A 21,461-nucleotide genomic window follows, 5' to 3' on the forward strand; every position below is an offset into this window, starting at 1 on the left:
TTACCTACGCGTTCTTAAAACAACCAGCAGAGCAATCGGCTAAAGTTGCAACGGCCTGATTTACCCGCCCCCTCGATTATGGGTATTGCACCTCCTTTCAGGAGGTGCTTTTTTATACAGAAATAGTTCATTTCTGTGTTACAACACGACTTTTACCTAACCCGTTCTGGCGCTCGACCACTTCAAGACCATACTTATATCACTGATATCAATTATATTTGTCTGCTTTGCGGCTAAACCATACTGTCTGTAGGTAGGGTCATGAAATTAAAGTCCAAACATTATGTTCAGTTTGTTACCGTATTTATCGCCTTGAGCGTAATACCTCTGCTTTATTTTGCCTTCGAATTAGCCAAAGCTGAACAAGAAGTCAGAGGGTCTATTGAAAGTACTTATCGGTCTAAACTGGAATTCAGTCAGTCACAGATAAATCGAGCCTTGCTCGAAGTAGAAGCTTATTCAAAGCAACTGTCTACCAATAGCCGCTTATTTAAAAAAACAATATCCCAACCTAATGCAGAAAATATCGGTATTTTGCAAGAGTTCTGGCATGCATTTCTAAGTGCTGAAGAGCTGTTTACCCACCTTCGCTATATTGATACTGACGGCAACGAACGTATTAGAGTAAATTATATTGAAGGTTCAGCCGAGCTGGTTGAGCAAGCACAATTACAAAACAAAGCCCACCGAGACTATTTTCGTTTGGCCCAATCTTTACCTGAAAATTCAGTAGGCATCTTTGGCATTGACCCAGAAATGGAGAACGGCGAAATCGTCATGCCGGTTGTCCCCGCTTTGAGAGTGATCATTCCACAAGATACTGATTCGGGTCGTCTCGGTTATTTTATCGCCAACGTCAGTCTCCAGCATATATATGATGATCTCACCTTTAACTCTAACGCGGCGTTTCGTCCTGAAATCATTGGTGAAGGCGGATACTACATTTTGTCCTCTCTGGGACACGGCTTATTGGGGGCAGATGTACGGCAAAATGCTGATGTTAATGTTAAAGCCCAGTTACCGGCCCTGTGGCGTCAGATGCAACTGTTTGACAGCGCCAGTGCATTCGAAAATGGCCATTGGTACATATTCCGCAAAGCACAATTACCCGACTTATTTACAAAACTTAACCTCTATTTGTATTTCCAGGTCGATCACGAATTATTAGATGCCAACATAGATAAACGTTACAGTCTGCTTTACAGCCAGGCGCTAGGCACCTTTCTGGTCACTTTTTTGTTAGCCGGTCTGTTTGTGACCTGGAATATCCGACACTCCAGTAACAGTATCGAGAGCAAACTGGCCAGAGCGGCGATGAACAGTGTTTCTGCGATGATGATCTGCGATGAAAATGCCAAAATCATCAAGGTTAACCCTGAGTTCGAACGCTTGATGGGTTATGACTCGGAGCAGGTTCGTGGTCGGACGCTCAATTTATTCGCTACTAATTTGAGCCAGAAAGCCTTTTATAAGATATACAAAGCGATTCGCGATGACGGCGTCTGGGAAGGCGAAGTTAACACCCTGCACCGTTCTGGTACGCCAATGACGCTATTGCTGCGTATTCAAACCGTTAAGGGTCGCAAAGGTTTACTTAAGTACTACGTAGCATCGTGTGTCGATATCACTCAGCGTAAGTCGTTAGAAAATGAACTCAAAGAGCTAAGCGAAAAAGATCCGCTGACAAACATATGGAACCGTCGTCGCTTTGATCAGGAGCTAACCCACTATTGTAATGAAGCTAAGCGCTATCAAAAGCAAACCAGTGCCTGTCTGGCCATTTTAGACATCGACCACTTCAAACAGATTAACGATGAATACGGTCATGATGTCGGCGATAAGGTTATCGTCGCTGTGACTCAGCAACTTAAAAGCCAGATACGTCAAACCGATTTTATTGCCAGAGTGGGCGGTGAAGAGTTTGCGGTAATAATGCCGGTGACAAATCTCGAACAGGCTGAAAACGTGGTTAACCGCTGGCTTAAAGCAGTAGACACCAATCCTGATATTGGTGTGACATTAAGTGCAGGTATCACTCAGATTAGCCCTTCGGCCGAGCAAAGTTATAAGCAAGCCGATATCGCATTGTATGAAGCCAAAGCTGCGGGTCGAAATTGCGTTTGGGTTTTTGCGCCGTTTGAGCTGGCCAAAGCGATCAATGATAGTGCAAGATAGCCAAGCTGTTGCTCGATAAAAGCGCAGAGTAAAGTTCATGGTTATACAGGCTGTTGATTTTGCATTCACTTACGCCTTGGCGCAATTCTTGTACTAATCTGATGATTACAATACAAGCTGCACAAGATTAGGGAGAATAGTATGCAAGATACACTCGCGGTTGTCCTTGCGGGGGGAATGGGTTCTCGTCTTAGTCCACTGACGGACGACCGGGCAAAACCCGCAGTCCCCTTTGGTGGAAAATACCGTATCATCGACTTCACATTAACTAACTGCCTTCACTCCGGCCTCAGAAAAATCCTCGTCCTCACTCAATACAAATCTCATTCGCTGCACAAACATGTGCGTGATGGCTGGTCGATATTCAATCCTGAACTTGGCGAATTTATTACCGTGGTACCTCCCCAAATGAGAGGCGGCGGTAAATGGTATGAAGGAACGGCCGACGCTATCTATCACAATTTATGGCTGTTAACCCGCAGCGATGCAAAATATGTCGTGGTCTTGTCTGGCGATCATATCTACCGGATGGACTATGCAGCGATGCTCGAAGAGCATAAGCAAAACCAGGCTGAACTGACAGTGGCTTGTATGGACGTTCCAAGAGAAGATGCATCTGCATTTGGTGTGATGGCTACCGATGCTAGCGGACGAGTTACCTCTTTCGCTGAGAAACCTGTCGACCCGCCTTCCCTGCCTGATGATCCTAACCGCAGCCTGGTATCCATGGGAATTTATATTTTCAATATAGAAACTCTTCAGTCAGCGCTGACAGAAGATGCCCGACTGGACAGCTCTAGTCATGATTTTGGTAAAGACATTATTCCAAAGTTAATTGAAAAACAGAGCGTCTTTGCCTACCAGTTTAGCAATGATAAAGGACGGGTAGCCAAGGATTCGTACTGGCGTGATGTGGGTACCATTGATTCGTTCTATCAGGCCAATATGGATTTACTTGAGCCCATCCCACCGATGAATTTGTATCAGAAAGACTGGCAAATCCGCACTTATGCGGCGCAGCTTCCCCCTGCTCGGACAGTCTCGTCAGGTTCAGGAAATGAAGGAATTTTTATCAACTCGATTATCGCTGGCGGTGTAATTAATTCTGGTGGTTCTGTACAACATTCGATCATTTCTTCCAATGTGCGCATTAATGATGGAGCGACAATAGTCGACAGCATATTGTTTGACAGTGTAAATGTTGGCGAAGGCTGCCAGTTGGTAAATTGTATTATCGATAAGCATGTTCAGATCCCGCCGAATACCCAAATAGGACTGAATCCAATAGAAGATAGTAAACGATTCCATATATCTGAAAATGGCATTGTGGTGGTACCGGAAAGCTACCAGTTCTGATGTGGCTTGACGGAAACCGGTGAACCTCTAACACGGGTACTAAGCTGCCGACAGAGATTTGTAAAAAAGGCGCATGTTGCGATCAGCATGCGCCTTATTTTTATGGTGTTGTATTAGTCAGTGATTACCATTTTAAATGGTACAGACTGTACTCCAGCTGGTATCACTGCCCGGCTCTGAACTTGTCCACCAGTTGGCCTCGTAAACCACACCATTATGGATAACCCGATCTCCCTGCAACGCATGGCTTGGATTGCCGGCATAATCTGTTTGTGGGAATTCTGGATAAGTCACCAGCCCATCGGTGTTGCAGTCACCTGTCGATGTTCCACCATCTGTGCCACCTGATGCACCGCTGATATCACCAATGGCAAGGTCTGGCTGCTCAAATTTAAAGGCATAGTCTACGCCATTTACTTTAACGGAGTAGTTTGCCGGACCAGAAATTGGCAAGTAGTACACCATGTCTAATTCATAGCTGTCTCCTGCTGGCAGTTCTTTCCAGCTAGGTAGTGTGAACGCTACCCGGTGCATGGTGCCGTCAAGCCCACCAACGTTGTTGCTACGTGAGTGGCCAGAGCTGATCACTTGCAAGCCGCCTCCTGACTGGTCTTTGGCATTATCTGGGGCTGATACCGGAATATCGAACTGGAACTCGGTACCACCAGGCAGTGCCACGCCTGTGTTATTGGTGAAGGTGATCTTTGGATTAATTGGATAGTTTTGGTCACCCACTTTAAAGCCACCAATCCCAACACTGATGTCCAGCGCTTCGGTTGGTGTTGCGGTAACCGCCAGCTTGTTACCATATGGAGTGGCAGACTTGAACGTTTCATAAATCGTTTTCGTCATGCTATTACCCATATGGTATTCACCGTTACCGGTGGCACAGGCCTGCTCAGTTTCATCAACTGCCGCACGCTCACCGTTTGCATCTAGCTGATAACAGGCATAGTCACCGGCTAACTCCCAGAACATAATACCACCGATTTCCTTGTCGACTACGTAGTCGGCTTTAACCGCAACAGAGGACTTATCTTCGGTTGACAGGAACACTCTCTTTTCAGCATTCCATAGCCAAGGTGCGACTGCGACTTCATCGTAGTAGCGTTTGTAACTGCCTGTTAGCTGATCGCTAGGGTCATTGACCGGGTCCAGTTTGTAAGCTGACGCGTAGGAGCCCCAAATCGAATTCTCCAGGTTTTTAGCATGCCACATTGGGTTAGAGCCGGCACCCATTTCATTCCCTTTCGGGTCGGTGTCATGCCACATATTGTCGATCCCAACCGCGCCATATCCACAGTTATTTTTTTCGCCCTCACCGGTACCGGCAGGACAATCGGCCTGGTTTGGTAGCGCCGCTCTGCCCCAAAGCCCGTTAGTACCACCGGACACACCTTGCCAGCCACGGGTATAATAAGGCACACCGATGTTGATCCGGCCTGCCGGCATTGAACCACGGAAATAGTGATATGCCCAGTCGGTGTTCAGGTAACCAATGCCGCCATAAGCCGCAGTACCGTAGACATTCCACTGTGCCAATTCTGAATCTTCACCAGTATCGTACAGGGCTGCATTGTGGCCAACGTGATCGTTCCATGCACCGTGCAGGTCATAAGACATGATGTTGACGTAATCGAGATACTTGGTGACGTCAAACGTTTCCATACCACGTAATAGATAACCGGACGAAGGTGCTGCGATGGTTAGCATGTAATGGGTACCGTCCAGTTCAGAGGCCTGGTCGAGTTTTTCGCGCAGTGTACGCAGCAGTTCCTGATAGGAAGCCCATAGGTAAGCCCGGCGGGATTCCATTACGTCTTTATCGTCTGGATTGCCAGCGCCGGCCATGGATGTTGGATACTCGTAATCGATATCCACACCGTCAAACTGATACTTGCGAATCATTTCAACTGCAGATGTAGCGAACTTTTCGATTCCGGCATAGTTAATACTGCCATCAGCATTGGTTGTCATGGTATAGAAGCCACCATCAGCAACCCTGGAGCCGTCAGTTGCGAAATGACCACCCGTTTCAGCCCAGCCACCAATAGAAACCAGTGTCTTGACATCGTACTTCTTCTTGTAAGTTGCCAGCGCGCCAAAGTGACCTTTAAAGCCCAAAGTTGGGTCAATTTCTACCCCATCCCACTCTTTGCCTACCGCAGCGTTATTAGGATCATTAACATCGCCGATATTCACTTTGCCGTCATCGCCGATGCTGACAAACGCATAGTTGATATGAGTCAGTTGCTGCCAAGGAATGTCTTTGACCAGATACGCGGCTTGCGGGTCATCACCTGCACGCCAACTGGTAAAGTAACCAATTACGCGCCTTGGGTGATCAGCCCCCATTTTCTCACGGCCTTCCTGGTCATAAACACTACAGTAAGGCACGGTGACACCCGGAGTCTGGAACAGGCCGTCCGGGCGACAGTCTGACGTAGCAAGGCTACCTGTAACCGTAATAGAAGTGTTGGCGGAATCTGTTGTTGCACCTTTGTCATCCGTTGCCCGCGCGTAAATAGCGACTGAGCCGGTTTGGTTTGCCGTAAATTCAATGCTGTATGGTGAGCTGGTTAAGGTTGCAACTGATTGACCTGCTACAAAAAACTCAACGCTGGCGACTGAACCATCCTGGTCTGCGGCATCCGCAGTAATAGTGACCATTTCACCTTGATTAACCGAGCTGGGTGACGCTGTCACAGAGACGGTGGGCGCAACGTTGTTACTTGCCTGAGCTGCAGCAATATCCAACGTAACGCTGCTGGCATTACTCACCGCCCCCTCATTATCGTATGCCAAAACAGAAAAGCTGTGTTGTCCAGCAACCGCCGTCCAGGTTGAGTTAAAAGGTGCGGCAGTTGACTGGCTAATGACAGTGCCATCGACCATAAACTCAACTCTGGCGATGGTTCCATCACTATCGCTGGCGTCCGCCGCCAGAGTAACAATATCACCCTCGGTTAGATTGGTTGTGGTGGTAGGTGACGTTAACGAAGCCACTGGTAGTTGGTTAACAACCGGGCTACCATCGCAACTTCCCAGATCCTGCCACTGAGCATATTCGCCAGAAAACTGGCTCGGATCATTATTCTGAGTCCAGTAGTTAGCCTGGTAAGCATTTCCCAGGTGCTGAACCTGATCACCGCCTGTATATACCGCGGCAGAGTCCCACTGCTGCAAATTATCGCAATCGACAGCCGCATAACTGTTGAATGCCACCATACAAGACGCTGCGAGGGTACTTAAACTAAATACCGTCCTTAAAGCGTATCCTTTGTTTGAACGCATAATCGTTCTATCCTTTAACATGTTGTTTCATTGAAAAATTTCGTTTCTAGACCACAAGAAAACTTACATTCTTGCGTAAAACAACTTTAGAACAGACGGTTATACAGGCACCTAGTTTTTATGAAATGTTACTTGTGACTCGCAAATTACCCTGTTTTTGTACATACAATACACACTTAATTTGCATCAATAACTAATTTATTTAGCGAGTGACCATGACGCATCTTTAGATAAAAGTGATGGATTTCAAAAGGAAAGCTACGGCTCCGTAATACGCGCATCAGTTGGTCATCATGTTGAAGATACCCTAGTGGAAGGCCGGATATAGGGAATGAGTCTGGAATTAGTACTGGTTGTGAGTCTCTCTTAGCCCCCGTTTGTATTGACCAGAGCTTTGCATCAACTCCATTAGTTGGCGCATTCGAGCTGGCAGCGATACTGCAAATCATCATAGACTTGATTACCGATTCGGTAAGCGTTTTTCTCTCGCTCAGCCAATTCAAAACCACTTTTTTCAAGGACTTTACAGGAAGCGACGTTACCGTCGGTCACGATCGCCGTAATTGCGGCTACGGGGAAATGATCCTGCACATACTGTTTTAGCCCGAGCAAAGATTCTGTGCCGTATCCACAACCATGAAATTCGGGTAGTAACAGATAGCCAACCTCGATTTCAGATGTCTCAGCTTCAGAAATACATAGCCCGGTTATACCTATGGCTTGTTCAGTCTGGCTATCGCGAATCACCAGGCACAACCAGTGTTCACTACCCCATCGCCACTGTGGCAAGCGGGAGTCGAACCTGGAGCGAATCTCCGCTTCGCTTGGTTGGTCGAAAGCATACCGAATCACCTCTTCTTCTTGATGAAGCCGTAGAAACAGCGGCCAGTGATGCTGTTGGATCTGCGACATTAACAAACGTGAAGTTTCGATATGAATCATTATGAATAGCCTGTAATTAGTGTGCTGCCAGAGGGGTACCATGCTAGCAGACTGACTTGGTCTGCTGAACCTTTTACCAGTCCCCCCTCCATTGGATTTGAAAGCGGTCACAGTTTATTCAAAGCCAGACGCATTGATAAAGTTAATGGTTATTTAGTATTAAATTAATCGATAAATCATTGTATTGTTGTCTTCAGTACGTTTAACACGTTTAAATTGGCTTCAACCTCGCTCACCGCTATAACTATGAGCCCGGCAAGGAGCAGAAAACAGAATTTGTTCACTTTTAGGGATATACGATGCAGACAACGACTCGCACCATGCCAGCAAATAAGAATGTTGCGCTGGTTGCACACGACAATTGCAAACCTGAGCTACTGCGCTGGGTTGTAGAAAACAAAGATAAATTGCAACAACACTTTTTGTATGCCACCGGAACAACCGGTACCATGCTCAGCCGTGAAACCGGTTTAGCCATCAAAAGTATGATTAGCGGTCCGATGGGAGGCGATCAACAACTGGGAGCATTAATTTCTGAGGGCAAAATCGATGTACTGATTTTCTTCTGGGACCCACTCAATGCCGTTCCCCATGATCCTGACGTGAAGGCACTGCTGCGTATTGCCAGTGTATGGAACATTCCGGTAGCCACCAACCGCGCGACGGCTAAATTTCTGTTCGAATCTCCGCTGATTGACAGTGAAGTAGTGATAGAAATCCCGGATTACAACGCCTATCTCGCTGACCGCACCTAACCTGGTGGGTTTATTCAAACATAAAAAGAGCCTGTGATAGAGCAGGCTCTTTTATATATGCTCGCAAGTCACGTCTATTTATTGCTAACCGCGTAGTGGCCATTCTTGAGTTCTTCAACAAAACTGGACCCCGCGCCGTTATAGGCAACCCAAACAGCCTGTTTAGCCCGCGTTAGTGCTACGTAAAATAATCGCCTTTCTTCTGCATGGGGAAACTCTTCGCTTGAGCGGGTCAAAGCTGAATCCAGGTGGAGCGAATTACGTTTGGTTGGGAACTGCCCTTCATCGACCGATAACACGACAACGTAATCCGCCTCTTTGCCTTTGCTGGCATGACAGGTCATGAAACTGATCGTTAAATTAGCGAACTGCTTTTGCCACTCGGACAGCAGTTCCGGCTGATGGTAATGATTGCGCGCCAATAACAGAACCTGCTTTTTGCTTGTTACTTTGCGGTTTAATTTGTCGAGCACCTTTTCCAGCTTCGACATAGCGACCAAATGCACCGCTTTGGTTTTCTGTTGCTTAACACTTTGTAATTGCTTAGGAAGCTGGCTTGGATTTTGTTGCACAAAGCGGTTTGCGACCTCACCAATTTGATTGTTAAACCGGTAGGTGGTGTCCAAATGATGAATGGTAGAATTGGGGAACCGATTCGCAAAACCAGTCGTTAAATCGACATCAGAACCGGCAAACTGGTAGATCGATTGCCAGTCGTCGCCCACGGCAAATAAGACCGGGCGTGGCTGTTTATCCTGGCTACAAAGCGCTTCAATCAAGGCCAGTCGCTGTGGCGAGATATCCTGGTATTCGTCGATCATGACGTAGTGCCAGCGCTTTTTAAATTTGCCTTGCTGAACGTATTTGGTTGCCTTGGAAATCATCAGGTTAAAATCAATCTGCTGCTGATCAGCCAAGTGTTGCTGCCAGGCTTGATAACAAGGCCAGACTAGCGACAGTTCGCTGTTTAAACGGGGGTAGTCTTCCAGATCAACTAACGACTCCTGGATCTGTTTTTTGCTGTGCCCCATCGACGCTAGCTGCGACAATTGCTGTTCCAGCCAGTTGATCAACTTCGGATTTTCGACATGGCTTCCCAGTTCATCATCGCCCACCAGGTACGCGATCGGCCATTTCGCCAGGTGTTTCTGCCAGCGTTTGAAATTGGTCGGAGTCATCCAGTGTTTTTTCAGCCAGTCGATACACCACGCCTGACGGAGCTTGTCATCCAGAGCCAGCGGTGAGATTTCCACCGGATTATTTTCCACCTCCCGGATAATTTGCAAGCCTAGTTTGTGAAAGGTTGCCACTTCCACCTGCGCCGCTTCCAGACCAATCTTGGACGTTAGACGCTGCTGCATTTCTTCTGCCGCTTCCCGGCCAAAAGCCAACAGTAGAATATCCGACGCGGTTGCCAGATGACTTTGCAGCAGGTAGGCAACGCGTGCAGTCAGCACACTGGTTTTACCCGAACCTGCGCCAGCTAACACCAGGTTACTGTCGTCGTTAAGTAACACAGCTTGCTGCTGCGATAAATTCAGTGGTGATGATTCTATTTGCGAGAAAAGAACCTCCCAGTTGTGTCGTTCCATCTCCAGCCAGGTTTGGTTGCGTTGCTGCAACTGGCCGTCGGTTTCTTCCAGCCAGGGACGTAATTGCCCCACTCTGGTGGGCATCCTCTGCTCTGCTTCATCCAGAGTAATGTTCATTTCCGTAAATTGGCTTTCGATCTTCTCAAGCCAGCTGTTAATGGCTGAATGCGACAAATAACTCGGCTGACGCAGTAATTGACGCAAATCCTGTTCCCATTCAGGTAGATGCAGATTAAGTTGCCGACATTGCTCTAAATGCCAGCTCTGGTAGAGGGCAACTGCTTTGTGTGCGAACTCCTGACAATCGGCCCAAGGGAGCCCCTGAATCAGCCAACTTCGTTGAATGCCGTTTTCCGGATGGGCGAACACGCGCAAGCTGCCCCAAAACAAACCACGTTTTATCTGCAGATCGCCGTTCCAGACTGAGAACGGAATTCTTTCTTCACGCGTCGTTGATGAGGCAACGATATAGTTATTATCGATTTCGACTTGGTGGAATTCTTTTTGAATCAGGTACTTTGCCGTATTCGTGGCGATAAGTTGCATATTTGAAAACCGGTAAATTGCTTAACAGCATGATAACCTAATCAATATTCAATGGGAAAATGTAGACATTAAATTCGGGGTATAACAGAGGTCCGCTTGGGAAAAACCACAATTTGCTCAGTGTATTATGGAGAACTTTGCTATCATAGCCAGGTTGAATGAGTATTGGAAACTTAGCAAAAGTGCATTTTATCGGTCGTTTAAGATTATATTGGTCTAATAAAACCATAAATTACTGTTTACTCATATTAAGTGCAATGCTGGGAGTGGTTATTCCAGCCTGGTTTTTACAGCTAAACAGTCTGATCGTACCGGTAATTCTTGGGATCATTGCCGCAGCTCTGGCAGAAAGTGATGATAACTTTACCGGTCGGCTCAAGACCAATTTACTTACGTTAATATGCTTTTCTATTGCGACAGTTTCTATCGAATGGCTGTTTGATTCCCCATTGCTGTTTGCCGCTGGGCTGTTTAGCTCCACATTCGGCTTCATCATGCTCGGTTCGGCTGGCCCCAGATACGCCAGTATTGCCTTTGGTTCACTGCTAATCGCTGTCTATACTATGCTGGGTGTTGAGCAGAGCGACCAAAACTGGCTACAACCGATTAGCTTGATGGCAGGATCAGCCTGGTACTACCTGATTTCCATGCTTTGGTATATGTTCTGGCCGATGCAACCTGTCCAGCAAAGTCTGGCCAATGTCTTTGAACAATTAGCCCGTTATCTGGATGCCAAGAGCAAGCTATTTCATCCGGTTCAAAACCTTGTCCCTCAACCATATAGGATTGCTGAAGCCAACCTAAACGCCGCAACGGTCAATGCGCTCAATGGTTGCAAATTCACCCTGTTGAACCGCTCCAAGCGTGGCTTTGTCGACGGTACCGGCAACCGTTTCCTCAATATCTATTTTATGGCTCAAGATATTCATGAGCGCCTCAGCTCAAGCCACTATCGTTATCAGGATTTGGCCTGCCATTTTCAGCGCTCAGACATTCTGTTTCGCTTTAAACACTTGTTGGAAATTCAAGCTCAGGCGTGCCGGGATATCGCAGATGCGATTCGGTTAGGTCGCGAGTATCAACACCCCTTCTCGGCGGTAATGGCACTCGATGAGTTACAAAACTCACTTGACCACCTTAAGCAGCAAAATCAACCTGAATGGCGCATGTTACTCGTTCAACTGGGGTTTCTATTCAATAATCTGGCTACCGTTGAAAAACAGCTATCCAATATGAATAACCCGGACGCATTACGGATAGAAGAAGGTCAGCTAGACGATACAGAGGCTCACAGCCTTAAGGTTATCTGGCAGCGGATTCGCAGCAACCTTAACCGAGAAAGCTTGCTGTTTCGTCATGCACTGAGAATGTCTTTGGCGCTTACCGCCGGCTACGGTGTAATCCAAAGCTTTGGCATTGAGCGCGGCTACTGGATTCTGTTGACAACCTTGTTCGTCTGTCAACCTAACTACAGTGCTACTAGGCAAAAACTGGTGTCACGGGTGGTTGGTACAATAGCCGGCCTGTTGATTGGCGTTCCCCTGCTGGCGGTATTTCCTTCGCTGGAAAGCCAGCTGGTGTTGATCGTTTTCTCCGCAGTAATGTTCTTTGCTTTCCGAATTAACAATTACAGCTATGCGACCGGTTTTATTACTGTGCTGGTGCTGTTCTGTTTTAATCAGCTTGGAACGGGGTACGCGGTAGTTATTCCGCGTCTCGCGGATACGTTGATTGGTTGTGCACTTGCGGTGTCCGCTGTTGTCTGGATTCTTCCTGACTGGCAATCGAGGAAACTGCATAAAGTGATGGCTGATGCGGTGCAATCAAATAGTGATTATCTCGATCAGATCATCGGCCAGTACCGGATTGGTAAAAAAGACAGCCTTAGCTATCGAATTGCCCGACGTAACGCACACAATCAGGACGCAAGTCTTACGTTCGCGATCAGTAACATGCTGGCTGAGCCAGGGCGTTACCACACCGCTGTCGATGAAAGTTTTCGCTTTCTGACTCTCAATCACGCCATGCTGAGCTATATTTCAGCGCTCGGCGCGCACCGGACCCGTCTCGAAGAAGAGCAGACTCACCTGTTGGTATTAGACTCACATAAAGTTATCCACCACCACCTGAAAGTTCTCTACACCCAGTTGCATGATCACAGTGAAGAGTGCGACACCAGTGAAGTTGACCACTATTCGATTGAAGCACGTCTGTGTGAATGGCGGGATGACGACAACAGCGCGGCCAAATTGGTATTGCAACAATTACACCTTATTTACCGAATGCTGCCAGAGTTGCATTCACTGGCACGTAAACTGGCCGTCAGAGTAAATCAATAAGTTACCCAAATTGTTGGTACCAACCGTTGATTTAGTTACAAATACTTGCACTTGTTTAAATTGTCCCTGACAAATTTCGGACATTCCCATACTGGTTATTGAGTAACCTTAATGAGAAGGTAATCACTATATTGATGGAAAAAATTAAATTTCTGTTGATTTTTTAGAGCCTTACAGATGGGAGTCGCAACCTCATGAGCCAACAACAGTTCGAAACACTGAAAAAGCAACTTAAATTACTGAGCCGTAAACAACTTGAAGCGTTACGTGGTGAAATCAACAGCAAGCTTGATATTAACAAGCGCAATTTACTCAGTGACGAAGAGGTACAAGCGCTCGCAGCCTTGTTTCGCTGATCCGTTACCTTGCGATAAGCACAAATAGTACTTACTCTTGTTAGAGCGAGGTACATATGACTATCGACTCCGTTTCTTCCCGTTATCCGATAATTGACCAATCTTTCAGAATGGCTGAAGAGGCTGCACTGGAACTTAACCTTGCCCAGCGCCAACAAGAAGCCAGACACCATCAAGAACTGATCGAACGCGACAATGCGACCAGTATGGATTTCAATAAAATTGATTTCCATCCCAAGTCCTCGGATCTCCCTGCCGAAACCGATCTAAGTGCCAGTGTAAAACTCACCCAGGCTAACCAGTACGGCCGAGTTGGTACCAATATGCTTCAACGTGATCAGGAAATGATTGGCAGCCTGCTCGACATTCATATCTGATAATTCGTCTTAAAATTGTGGCTATTTGTTGCAATGACAGATTTAACCATTGCCTTTCTCTACCGGGACACTAGAATCGCACCCTAAGTTTGCTCTACCCAGAACGTACCATGCCTAAATTTGACCTATCGACACCGGCACTTCATCCCTGGCTGGATAACAGCCATGAAGACAAGCTGGTTCAGCTGCAACCCAAGTACTACCCTGCAAAGGTCAAATTGCCTGCCAGCCGGCATATCAATCAACGCAACCTCAGTAATCGCTGGCAAATTCTTAACGATTTTACAGACAAACACAATTTACTCGATCCGATTACCGAGCAACAATGCCAGGTATACGCTAAGAACATTGAGCACTTTATTGGCACCGTAAAGATACCGGTTGGTATTGCTGGCCCGCTGAGAGTCAATGGCTTACACGCTAATGATGATTACCTCATTCCTCTGGCTACCACAGAAGCCGCTCTGGTAGCGTCTTATAAACGTGGTGCCCAATTGATCACAGCAAGTGGTGGTGCCAGTGCTATGTTACTGAGCGAAGGGGTATCGCGAACACCGTGTTTCGGTTTCGAACAGCTGGTACAGGCTGCTCAGTTCGTCTCATGGGCCGTCTCTCAATTTGACCAGTTCCGATCCATTGCTAACGCCACTACCTCGCATGGTCAACTGAGCGACATTAACCTTCATCTTGAAGGCAATCACGTTTACCTCATCTTTGACTACAAAACGGGTGACGCTTCCGGTCAGAACATGGTGACCATCGCTACAAACGCGGTATTTGAATATATCCTGGCGCATTCTCCTGTAACGCCGGAACACGCCTTTTTGGACGGCAACTTATCCGGTGACAAGAAACCCAACTCACATACCTTACGAAGTGTCAGGGGCAAAAAAGTTACCGCAGAAGTGACGATTTCTGCCAAATTAGTTCAGAAATACCTGCACACAACGCCCGACAAAATGGCTCAGTTCGGCCAAATGACAACGGTAGGCGCGCTGATGAATGGTTCAATCGGGGTTAATGCCCATTACGCCAATGCGCTCGCGGCGCTATATATAGCCTGTGGTCAGGACCCGGCCTGTGTAGCTGAATCTGCTACCGGGATTACCCGAATGGAAGTAACTAAAGATGGTGATCTGTACGCCTGTGTTACTTTGCCCAACATCATGGTTGGCACTGTGGGTGGCGGAACCGGATTACCCAGTCAAAAAGCCTGCCTTGATATTCTGGGCTTGTATGGCAATGGTAAATCTCGGGCGTTAGCAGAAGTCTGTGCTGCACTTTGTCTGGCTGGAGAACTGTCTATTGTGGGCGCATTTTGCGCCGGACATTTCGCTCGAGCGCACAAAAAGTTGGCGCGATAATAATCAGTTAGCCAATCAAACCACTAAAAAATGAGAGGTTTAGCCTTGTTTCGGCCAGAGCTACTGCCGAACTTTGGGGTTTGAATGTATAGTTAACTTATTATAAACATTGCCAATACCTCATATGTCTGCAGCAGTGAATCAATCTGTTTCTGATTTATTAGAACTGTTAAAACCCTCTACTCGGTTGTCGGTCGAGCTGGAGTTTGGCCCTCAGGATATATTTTCTTTTACCACGCAATATATCGGCTATAAAGAAAATGGTTTTATGATCATTGACTTGCCACTAAAAGCCAAAGAAAGCCTACTAATGCGTAAGCTCAACAATGTGTTTATCGTGGTGCGCGGCATTACTGATAGCCATTTTGGCCATATTGTTGCGTTTAAAACGTCGGTTATTTGCCAAACTTCCACGCCGAGCAGCATGCTGTTTTTACGTTTACCACAACATTTTGCCAGCAAGCCAATCCGGGAACACCAGCGTTATAAGCTCAATCTGCCGATCACCCTGACCTGCAATACGGTCACTTTCCCCGCTACGCTGGTCGACATTTCGATTTCCGGCTGCGCGCTGTATATCAGCGGTGAAAACGAACTGACGATGGAGAGCAAAATTGAAATCGAAAGTGACATCGACCAGTATCTGCCCGATGATATCCAGTTTCATATCGTCAGTATCGGTAAGCAAAAGAAAGGGCATAAGTTAGGCATTAAATTTGACCGGTCAATCGAGATGAATGACCAGCTAAAAAGCGCCCTGCTCACTTATATGTTAGATTCATCCAACCTGTAGTGATTATGCTTAAAATGTTGAAAGGCAATGTTTAATGCCCTTTCTTTCAGCGGCTTAACCAAAACATAATCAGCGCCTGCTTCCATAAAGGCGGTTTTGGTTTGCTGCATACCATCAGCTGTACAGGCATAAACCGGAATAGTTGAATGTAGCTCGTTGCGGATGATCCTGGTAACTTCAATCCCATCCATATTCGGTAATTGATTGTCCATCAGGATTAAATCAATATCCGGATTGTTTTTAATGAAATCAATCGCCTGTTGCCCCTCCTCCACACGAACGACTTCCATCCCGTACTTTTTACAAAATGCAGCGGCAATAAACGCATTGGTATGATTGTCTTCAACCAGCAAAACTCTAACCGTATGATCAAAAAGCGATTTTGACTGTAGGTCATAATGTTCTCTGTCAGGCAACTCGGCTGAAAGTTTTATCGGCAGTGCAAAGGCAAACCGGGTTCCTTCACCGAGTTTACTCTGAACGGATATCTGGCCATCCATAAGGTCAATCAAGCTCTTAACTATCGCCAAGCCCAGGCCACTGCCACCATATTCCCTGCTAATGGTTGGCTCAGCCTGTACAAATGGTTCGAACACGCTGCCTAGTTTTTCCGGTTCAATACCAATTCCGCTATCGGTAATGTCACATTGAATCCACTGTTCATCGTTTCTGTCGTCTACATTGAGCGAGACAGTAACATTACCTTTATGGGTGAACTTGACCGCATTACTCACCAGGTTAAACAGGATTTGGTTCAGCCTGACCTGGTCGGATTGAATGGTAGTGGTTTCATCAACATTGGATTCGATGTGTAATTGGATTCCTTTCTTCTCACACATCGGCCGATAGATATTTTCAATCACACTCAATACTTCGTTGAGACGAAAATCCGCGCGTTGAATATGGAACTTGCCCTGCTCAATTTTTGAAAAATCAAGAATATCATTCAGCACCGCCAGCAGGTGTTCGCCGCTGTTGCACAGCACATCAATGTGTTCCAGTTGCTTGTGATCTTTAATAGAAGTTTTAAGCAACTGAGAAATACCCAGGATGCCATTTAACGGCGTGCGTAATTCATGGCTCATGCGGGCCAGAAAGTCTGCCCGGACTTGAGCTGACTCTTCGGCCTGCTTGCGGGCTTCCAGACTTTGACGCTCGGCTTCAATCAAGCTGGTCACATCTTGTCCCTGGGTAATGATAAGAGTGGTTTCGCCATCGACCACGAACGGTGACAGGTTCCAGCGATACACTTTGTCGCTGACCTCGGTATTGATGCCTGTTAACGTTGCTCCAAACGCCGCCATACGGATCTGAGGGTACAGTTTAAGTGACAATAGTGAAAACTCTTCATTGCCGGTATCCGGATTTGAAAAACACCGTTCTGCCGCCGGGTTCATTTTCAGGCAGTTCCCGCGCGTATCCCATAGCAGAATTGGCGTTAGAGAGTGATTAAACAGGTCCTCAAACTGGCGTTCCTGGGTAATTAGCTGTTTCATTGCCAGCTCAATACCGTGACCAATAAGATCAAACTCTGCAACCTGAGAGCCAGGAAAAGATTCAAGATGCTTATGTTCTACGGAGTTTTTTGTATAGGACATCAAGCGCGATAGATCTTTATTAATGATTCTTTGCAGCCACACTTTACTGGCGACCACCACCATTAATATCAACATGATCGCGGTGCCAACCCAGATGTAGTGACTGGTTGTAAGCTGAGAAATACGCTGCGTATCCTGTACCGCATAGATATATAAAGGAGTCGGATCGCCATTTATCCGCAGTGCCAATCTGGACACCATGTATTCCTGATGCAGCCTAGTGTTACCAGCCCGGGTAATCCATTTACTGTACTGCTCTGTCGCATCTTTGGTGTTGGTTGCTATCAGATTATCTTTATAGGTTACGAACAACGATTCGACGTTGGCGGCCTTTTCAAATGATGTGATTAGCGCATAGTTGTCATCCAGGACCATACCGACATACAGGCTGCCGGAGACTTCCCCGGTAGTGATGTTCACCACGGGTGCGCGCCGAACCAAGGTATGGCGAGTGCCCAGAAGTGACGGTACTTCGAGCAGATGCCAGTTACTACTAAAGGTCATATTAGCCATGATGTTGTTTAAATGGCTGGAATTTATCCCAAAAAGCTGAATGTTGCCGTCGTCCCAGATTATCTGCTCTTCGGTGACCACAAACCTGAAGTCCGGAACAATATCCGGATCAATCTGATCCACTCCCAGAAAAAACTGGTCGAAATCAGTGGCACGGCGTGTATGTATGGCGGTGATCAGTGGTTCACTGCGACTATAGGCATCTTGCTGAATTTCCAGCGAAGAGATTCGATAGTTGAAGGTAGACTGGATTAACGCTGCGGTTTGTTTATTGGCCCGGGCGATCTCTTGCGAAGTGATTTGCCTATTAATTTCAAAGTTTTGAAAAAGTACCACAATGGTCAACACGAACATTGCAATAAACAATGGTCGTGTAACCAGGGCGGCAAAGTTTGTACGTTTCGGGCCAAATAGTGTCATTAGTCTGAGTATCTGAATGCTCTGAGTTTTAGCTGGTCTATTTTACTCGCTGGATCATCTTTTGTGATCAGCTCAAAATCGCCTGAATATACCAAGGGAACTGGCTTTCCTTGAATATCCCATTTGATAGCATCGGCCATGGCAACACCGGTATCATCATTCATTCGCATCACTGTAACATCAAGCTTACCCGCTACGATACGTTCCAGTTCGGCAGTACCACCACCCCAACCGTTTATCAACACATCGCCTTTCCCTGCTTCGGTCAAAGCATCCGAGGCTCCGAGAGCAACATCGGTGGAACAGGCATAAATAAACGATAGTTTATCGTCTTTAGCCAAGGCCATTTTGGCACTGTCATAACCGGATTGACGCGTTGCCTGTGTATAGAAAGAGGACGATAGCTGATAGCTGTCTTCACTGTTCATCGCTTCAATAAAGGTATTACCACGCGCATCGCTAACATACCCTTCAGAAAAATAGAGAACCGAATAACGCCCACCATCAGAGAACCTATGTTTGTAGTATTGCTGGAGCATTCGCGTCCCCATAACATGGTCAAACCCGACATACATAAACGGTTGATGCTCATCCCAATCTCTTACCGGAGTGGTAATATTCTGTAAGATAAGCTTTGTGTCTGTGGAACTTAGGATGTACTCGATCGATTTTCTGTGCCGCGTTGTATCTAACGTAAATATCAGGTAATCCGATTTACTTTTCATCGCTTCCATCAGGGAGAGGTTCTGTTGCCTCACATCTCCACTCGGGCGCGTGAACACTTGGTTGATTTCATAGGCAATACCCAGCTCATCCAGTCGACGTTCAAAAGCACGGATATTTCGGCTCCAATAGTCCGAAATCTGCTGACCCGGATAGATCACTGATATCTGAATCGGGGAAGTAAGTGGCTTTGTCATCGGAACCGCTGGTTTGCGAACACTATCGACCAACTGCTGTGTTAATTCTTTTTGCTGCGGATTTTCACTGAGAAATTCTTCGTACTGCCAGTACCCGCTGAGAACATGCGATGGCGCAGCATGGACACTTAAGGCGATTACTGCTGTCAATGGCAATGTTTTTGTTATATTCATCAAGCTACTCTAATTACTACCTAGCCATATGTGTAGTATCAAGTTTGTAAGTCAACGCCACTGCTTAGTAAACTTTGATTTTCTACTAGTTTTATTAGATTAATCTAATAATATTTAAATAACTGGAAAGATTTTGGAATCGTGATCTGCACAGTAACAACATGACATACCACAATCTGATTCGTGACTAACTCATCAACGCTTGCAGTGTGATTTCGCCACGAACCAACCTCTCTTTCACTATTTTGGACTGTCTTTTTATCAACAGCTCAACACGTTGGGCATCGCCGCGAGTGTTAGCCACCCTTTCATGCCAGGCAAGTTGCAAAGGCCCCTTGCCTTTTAACGCTTTTGCTCCAACTCCGCGGACATGTTCGGCAAATCGACGCTCAACATCTTTGGTAATGCCACAATAGAGGGATTGTTGGCGCGTACGCACAAGGTAGACAAACCAGTCGCTTCGCGCCGAAGCTAGTTCTGCCATCCGTTATATGAGCTGCTCGACAAGTTGACGCAATTCGGCCACTTCGGCTCTCAACTGTTCAACTTCGCTTTCCAAATGCTCGATTCGGGAAGGATTAGCAGAAATACCAGCTGAACTGTCTGGCTGATAGGCATCCAGGTCGACTGCGCCGCTAAACAGGTGCAAATAGCGAGATTCGCGCTTTCCGGGCTCGCGTGGCAACTTCACCACAAGCGCACCTTCTTCACGGGCGGCCATGGATTCGAGTACAGCTTCAACTTCTTTTACGTCAGTGAAATTGGCCAGCCTGTTGGTTCGGGTTCTCAGCTCACCGGGAGTTTGCGGGCCACGAAGCAACAAACAACAGACCAGCCCTTTTTCTTGTTCACTGAGTTTCAAATCACCAAATTCTGTATTGCAAAAGCGGTGCTGATACTTACTGGCCCGGCTGTTAAATCCACTTTCATCACTCACCAGACGCTTGGCGACCAATTGGTCAACGGTGTCCTGAACTTCTCCTTCACTCAGAGATAGAACGGGTTCTCGATTACTTTTCTGGTTACATGCAGTGGTTAAGCTATTGAGAGTTAGCGGATAGTAATCCGGGGTGGTTACTTCTTTCTCGATCAGACATCCGATAATGCGTGCTTCAGTTGGGGTGAGCTCAATATTCATTGTTCATTTTCCTTATAGTTATCAGCTTACTCATCAATGTTCTGCTAGCAGAGGGAGCTTAATGATTCTACCGGTTGGATCGACAACTACGACATTGGCCCGGCGGAGTTCGATGAGCTCCAATTCCTGAAGGCTGCGTTGTTGCTTATACGCTTTAGTAAGCCGGTCTGCCTTGTTGGGTTTACTGCCTATTTCATCTGGTTGTTTTACCACGATTTGGGAAAAACGCATGATACTGATGGTTCAAAGTTGTCATTACACTTTTGCATAATATAGCGGCTCAGTACAAAGTGACAAATCATTCGTGGCAGATTGGCTATATAGTAGCCAACGCCTCGACTTGATTGACTCAAACACTGTTATGGAAATCATTGTTGTGCTTTAATCGAAAGCAGTCATTTTAAATTAGGAAATGAAGTTATGAGTAGCGTATTTGAAATTGTCAGCCAGGCACGTCGTAAAAACAAACTGAAGCGTGAGTTGCTGGATAACGAAAAAAAGGTTCGTGACAACCGCAAGCGTGTTGACCTGCTAGAAAATTTGCTGGATTACATCAAGCCAGAAATGAGCCACGACGATATTGTCGGTATTATTAAAAACATGAAAGCTGATTATGAAGACCGCGTAGATGATCACATCATCAAAAGCGCAGAAATCTCTAAAGCGCGCCGCGAAATCAGCCGTCGAATCCGTGAACTGACCGAAGAATTCGACACCCTGTGACCATGCATCGGTTCCTGCGGCAAGGTCGGTGTCAGCGGGTCGGGGGCGGTCGATGTCATAGAGAGGCCTTGCGGGAGATTTCGGGG

At 46.6% G+C, this 21,461-nt stretch carries 16 protein-coding genes; 9 read left to right on the plus strand and 7 right to left on the minus strand.

Annotated elements, in window-relative coordinates; all coding sequences use genetic code 11:
* Positions 1–261: 261 nt before the first annotated feature.
* Both ACQY6F_RS14130 and glgC read left to right on the plus strand, forming a co-directional pair.
* Complete coding sequence (locus ACQY6F_RS14130; protein WP_428775254.1) at positions 262–2,175, plus strand: sensor domain-containing diguanylate cyclase; 1,914 nt, start codon at positions 262–264, stop codon at positions 2,173–2,175.
* Between the two features lie 126 nt (positions 2,176–2,301).
* Positions 2,302–3,531, plus strand: coding sequence for a glucose-1-phosphate adenylyltransferase (gene glgC, locus ACQY6F_RS14135; RefSeq protein ID WP_428775279.1), 1,230 nt, complete (start codon positions 2,302–2,304; stop codon positions 3,529–3,531).
* A 132-nt stretch (positions 3,532–3,663) separates the two neighbouring features.
* On the opposite strand, the gene ACQY6F_RS14140 is transcribed toward glgC, so the two are convergent.
* Both ACQY6F_RS14140 and ACQY6F_RS14145 read right to left on the minus strand, forming a co-directional pair.
* Positions 3,664–6,825, minus strand: a complete 3,162-nt coding sequence (locus ACQY6F_RS14140; protein WP_428775255.1) for a chitinase C-terminal domain-containing protein — start codon at positions 6,823–6,825, stop codon at positions 3,664–3,666.
* 408 nt (positions 6,826–7,233) lie between these two features.
* Complete coding sequence (locus ACQY6F_RS14145) at positions 7,234–7,767, minus strand: GNAT family N-acetyltransferase (protein WP_428775257.1); 534 nt, start codon at positions 7,765–7,767, stop codon at positions 7,234–7,236.
* 299 nt (positions 7,768–8,066) lie between these two features.
* Between ACQY6F_RS14145 and ACQY6F_RS14150 the strand changes: the two genes are divergently transcribed.
* A complete protein-coding gene (locus ACQY6F_RS14150; RefSeq protein ID WP_428775259.1) occupies positions 8,067–8,522 on the plus strand; it encodes a methylglyoxal synthase in 456 nt (151 codons plus the stop codon).
* Between the two features lie 74 nt (positions 8,523–8,596).
* Here ACQY6F_RS14150 and helD read toward each other — a convergent pair whose 3' ends face one another.
* On the minus strand, positions 8,597–10,660 hold the full coding sequence (gene helD, locus ACQY6F_RS14155) for a DNA helicase IV (RefSeq protein ID WP_428775261.1): 2,064 nt from the start codon (positions 10,658–10,660) through the stop codon (positions 8,597–8,599).
* A 158-nt stretch (positions 10,661–10,818) separates the two neighbouring features.
* Here helD and yccS point away from each other — a divergent pair, with 158 nt between their 5' ends.
* From yccS to ACQY6F_RS14180, 5 genes are all read left to right on the plus strand, one after another.
* Complete coding sequence (yccS, locus tag ACQY6F_RS14160; RefSeq protein ID WP_428775263.1) at positions 10,819–12,999, plus strand: YccS family putative transporter; 2,181 nt, start codon at positions 10,819–10,821, stop codon at positions 12,997–12,999.
* A 194-nt stretch (positions 13,000–13,193) separates the two neighbouring features.
* A complete protein-coding gene (locus ACQY6F_RS14165) occupies positions 13,194–13,355 on the plus strand; it encodes a hypothetical protein (protein WP_428775265.1) in 162 nt (53 codons plus the stop codon).
* A gap of 56 nt (positions 13,356–13,411) precedes the next feature.
* Positions 13,412–13,732 (plus strand): hypothetical protein, encoded by a 321-nt coding sequence (locus tag ACQY6F_RS14170; protein ID WP_428775267.1) that lies wholly within the window; start codon positions 13,412–13,414, stop codon positions 13,730–13,732.
* Positions 13,733–13,842: 110 nt separating this feature from the next.
* Positions 13,843–15,096, plus strand: coding sequence for a hydroxymethylglutaryl-CoA reductase (locus tag ACQY6F_RS14175; RefSeq protein ID WP_428775268.1), 1,254 nt, complete (start codon positions 13,843–13,845; stop codon positions 15,094–15,096).
* Positions 15,097–15,232: 136 nt separating this feature from the next.
* Positions 15,233–15,889 (plus strand): PilZ domain-containing protein, encoded by a 657-nt coding sequence (locus ACQY6F_RS14180; RefSeq protein ID WP_428775269.1) that lies wholly within the window; start codon positions 15,233–15,235, stop codon positions 15,887–15,889.
* Here the strand turns inward: ACQY6F_RS14180 and luxQ are convergent.
* The 4 genes from luxQ to ACQY6F_RS14200 all read right to left on the minus strand — a co-directional run bounded on the left by luxQ (position 15,862) and on the right by ACQY6F_RS14200 (position 20,652).
* On the minus strand, positions 15,862–18,420 hold the full coding sequence (gene luxQ, locus ACQY6F_RS14185; protein ID WP_428775271.1) for a quorum-sensing autoinducer 2 sensor kinase/phosphatase LuxQ: 2,559 nt from the start codon (positions 18,418–18,420) through the stop codon (positions 15,862–15,864). The genes ACQY6F_RS14180 and luxQ overlap by 28 nt on opposite strands.
* Complete coding sequence (locus tag ACQY6F_RS14190; RefSeq protein ID WP_428775272.1) at positions 18,420–19,514, minus strand: substrate-binding domain-containing protein; 1,095 nt, start codon at positions 19,512–19,514, stop codon at positions 18,420–18,422. Before ACQY6F_RS14190 ends, luxQ begins: the two co-directional genes overlap by 1 nt.
* Before the next feature lie 187 nt (positions 19,515–19,701).
* Positions 19,702–19,998, minus strand: a complete 297-nt coding sequence (locus tag ACQY6F_RS14195; RefSeq protein ID WP_428775274.1) for a GIY-YIG nuclease family protein — start codon at positions 19,996–19,998, stop codon at positions 19,702–19,704.
* A gap of 3 nt (positions 19,999–20,001) precedes the next feature.
* The gene (locus ACQY6F_RS14200) at positions 20,002–20,652 is read right to left on the minus strand and encodes a YceH family protein (RefSeq protein WP_428775276.1); all 651 of its coding nucleotides are present in this window, start codon (positions 20,650–20,652) and stop codon (positions 20,002–20,004) included.
* A 420-nt stretch (positions 20,653–21,072) separates the two neighbouring features.
* On the opposite strand from ACQY6F_RS14200, the gene ACQY6F_RS14205 reads away from it, so the two are divergent.
* The gene (locus tag ACQY6F_RS14205; protein WP_428775277.1) at positions 21,073–21,375 is read left to right on the plus strand and encodes a DUF496 family protein; all 303 of its coding nucleotides are present in this window, start codon (positions 21,073–21,075) and stop codon (positions 21,373–21,375) included.
* The last annotated feature ends 86 nt before the right edge of the window (positions 21,376–21,461 follow it).

The sequence above is a fragment of the Vibrio sp. genome, assembly GCF_050299255.1.
Taxonomy (GTDB): Bacteria; Pseudomonadota; Gammaproteobacteria; order Enterobacterales; family Vibrionaceae; genus Vibrio.

Excerpts from the sequence above, each read along its gene's own strand:
- ACQY6F_RS14175 (WP_428775268.1), top strand. The coding sequence starts at position 13,843 with ATGCCTAAATTTGACCTATCGACACCGGCACTTCATCCCTGGCTGGAT.
- ACQY6F_RS14140 (WP_428775255.1), bottom strand. The coding sequence starts at position 6,825 with ATGCGTTCAAACAAAGGATACGCTTTAAGGACGGTATTTAGTTTAAGT.
- ACQY6F_RS14170 (WP_428775267.1), top strand. The coding sequence starts at position 13,412 with ATGACTATCGACTCCGTTTCTTCCCGTTATCCGATAATTGACCAATCT.
- ACQY6F_RS14165 (WP_428775265.1), top strand. The coding sequence starts at position 13,194 with ATGAGCCAACAACAGTTCGAAACACTGAAAAAGCAACTTAAATTACTG.
- luxQ (WP_428775271.1), bottom strand. The coding sequence starts at position 18,420 with ATGACACTATTTGGCCCGAAACGTACAAACTTTGCCGCCCTGGTTACA.
- yccS (WP_428775263.1), top strand. The coding sequence starts at position 10,819 with ATGAGTATTGGAAACTTAGCAAAAGTGCATTTTATCGGTCGTTTAAGA.
- ACQY6F_RS14145 (WP_428775257.1), bottom strand. The coding sequence starts at position 7,767 with ATGATTCATATCGAAACTTCACGTTTGTTAATGTCGCAGATCCAACAG.
- ACQY6F_RS14130 (WP_428775254.1), top strand. The coding sequence starts at position 262 with ATGAAATTAAAGTCCAAACATTATGTTCAGTTTGTTACCGTATTTATC.
- ACQY6F_RS14195 (WP_428775274.1), bottom strand. The coding sequence starts at position 19,998 with ATGGCAGAACTAGCTTCGGCGCGAAGCGACTGGTTTGTCTACCTTGTG.
- ACQY6F_RS14190 (WP_428775272.1), bottom strand. The coding sequence starts at position 19,514 with ATGAATATAACAAAAACATTGCCATTGACAGCAGTAATCGCCTTAAGT.
- ACQY6F_RS14205 (WP_428775277.1), top strand. The coding sequence starts at position 21,073 with ATGAGTAGCGTATTTGAAATTGTCAGCCAGGCACGTCGTAAAAACAAA.
- ACQY6F_RS14150 (WP_428775259.1), top strand. The coding sequence starts at position 8,067 with ATGCAGACAACGACTCGCACCATGCCAGCAAATAAGAATGTTGCGCTG.
- ACQY6F_RS14200 (WP_428775276.1), bottom strand. The coding sequence starts at position 20,652 with ATGAATATTGAGCTCACCCCAACTGAAGCACGCATTATCGGATGTCTG.
- helD (WP_428775261.1), bottom strand. The coding sequence starts at position 10,660 with ATGCAACTTATCGCCACGAATACGGCAAAGTACCTGATTCAAAAAGAA.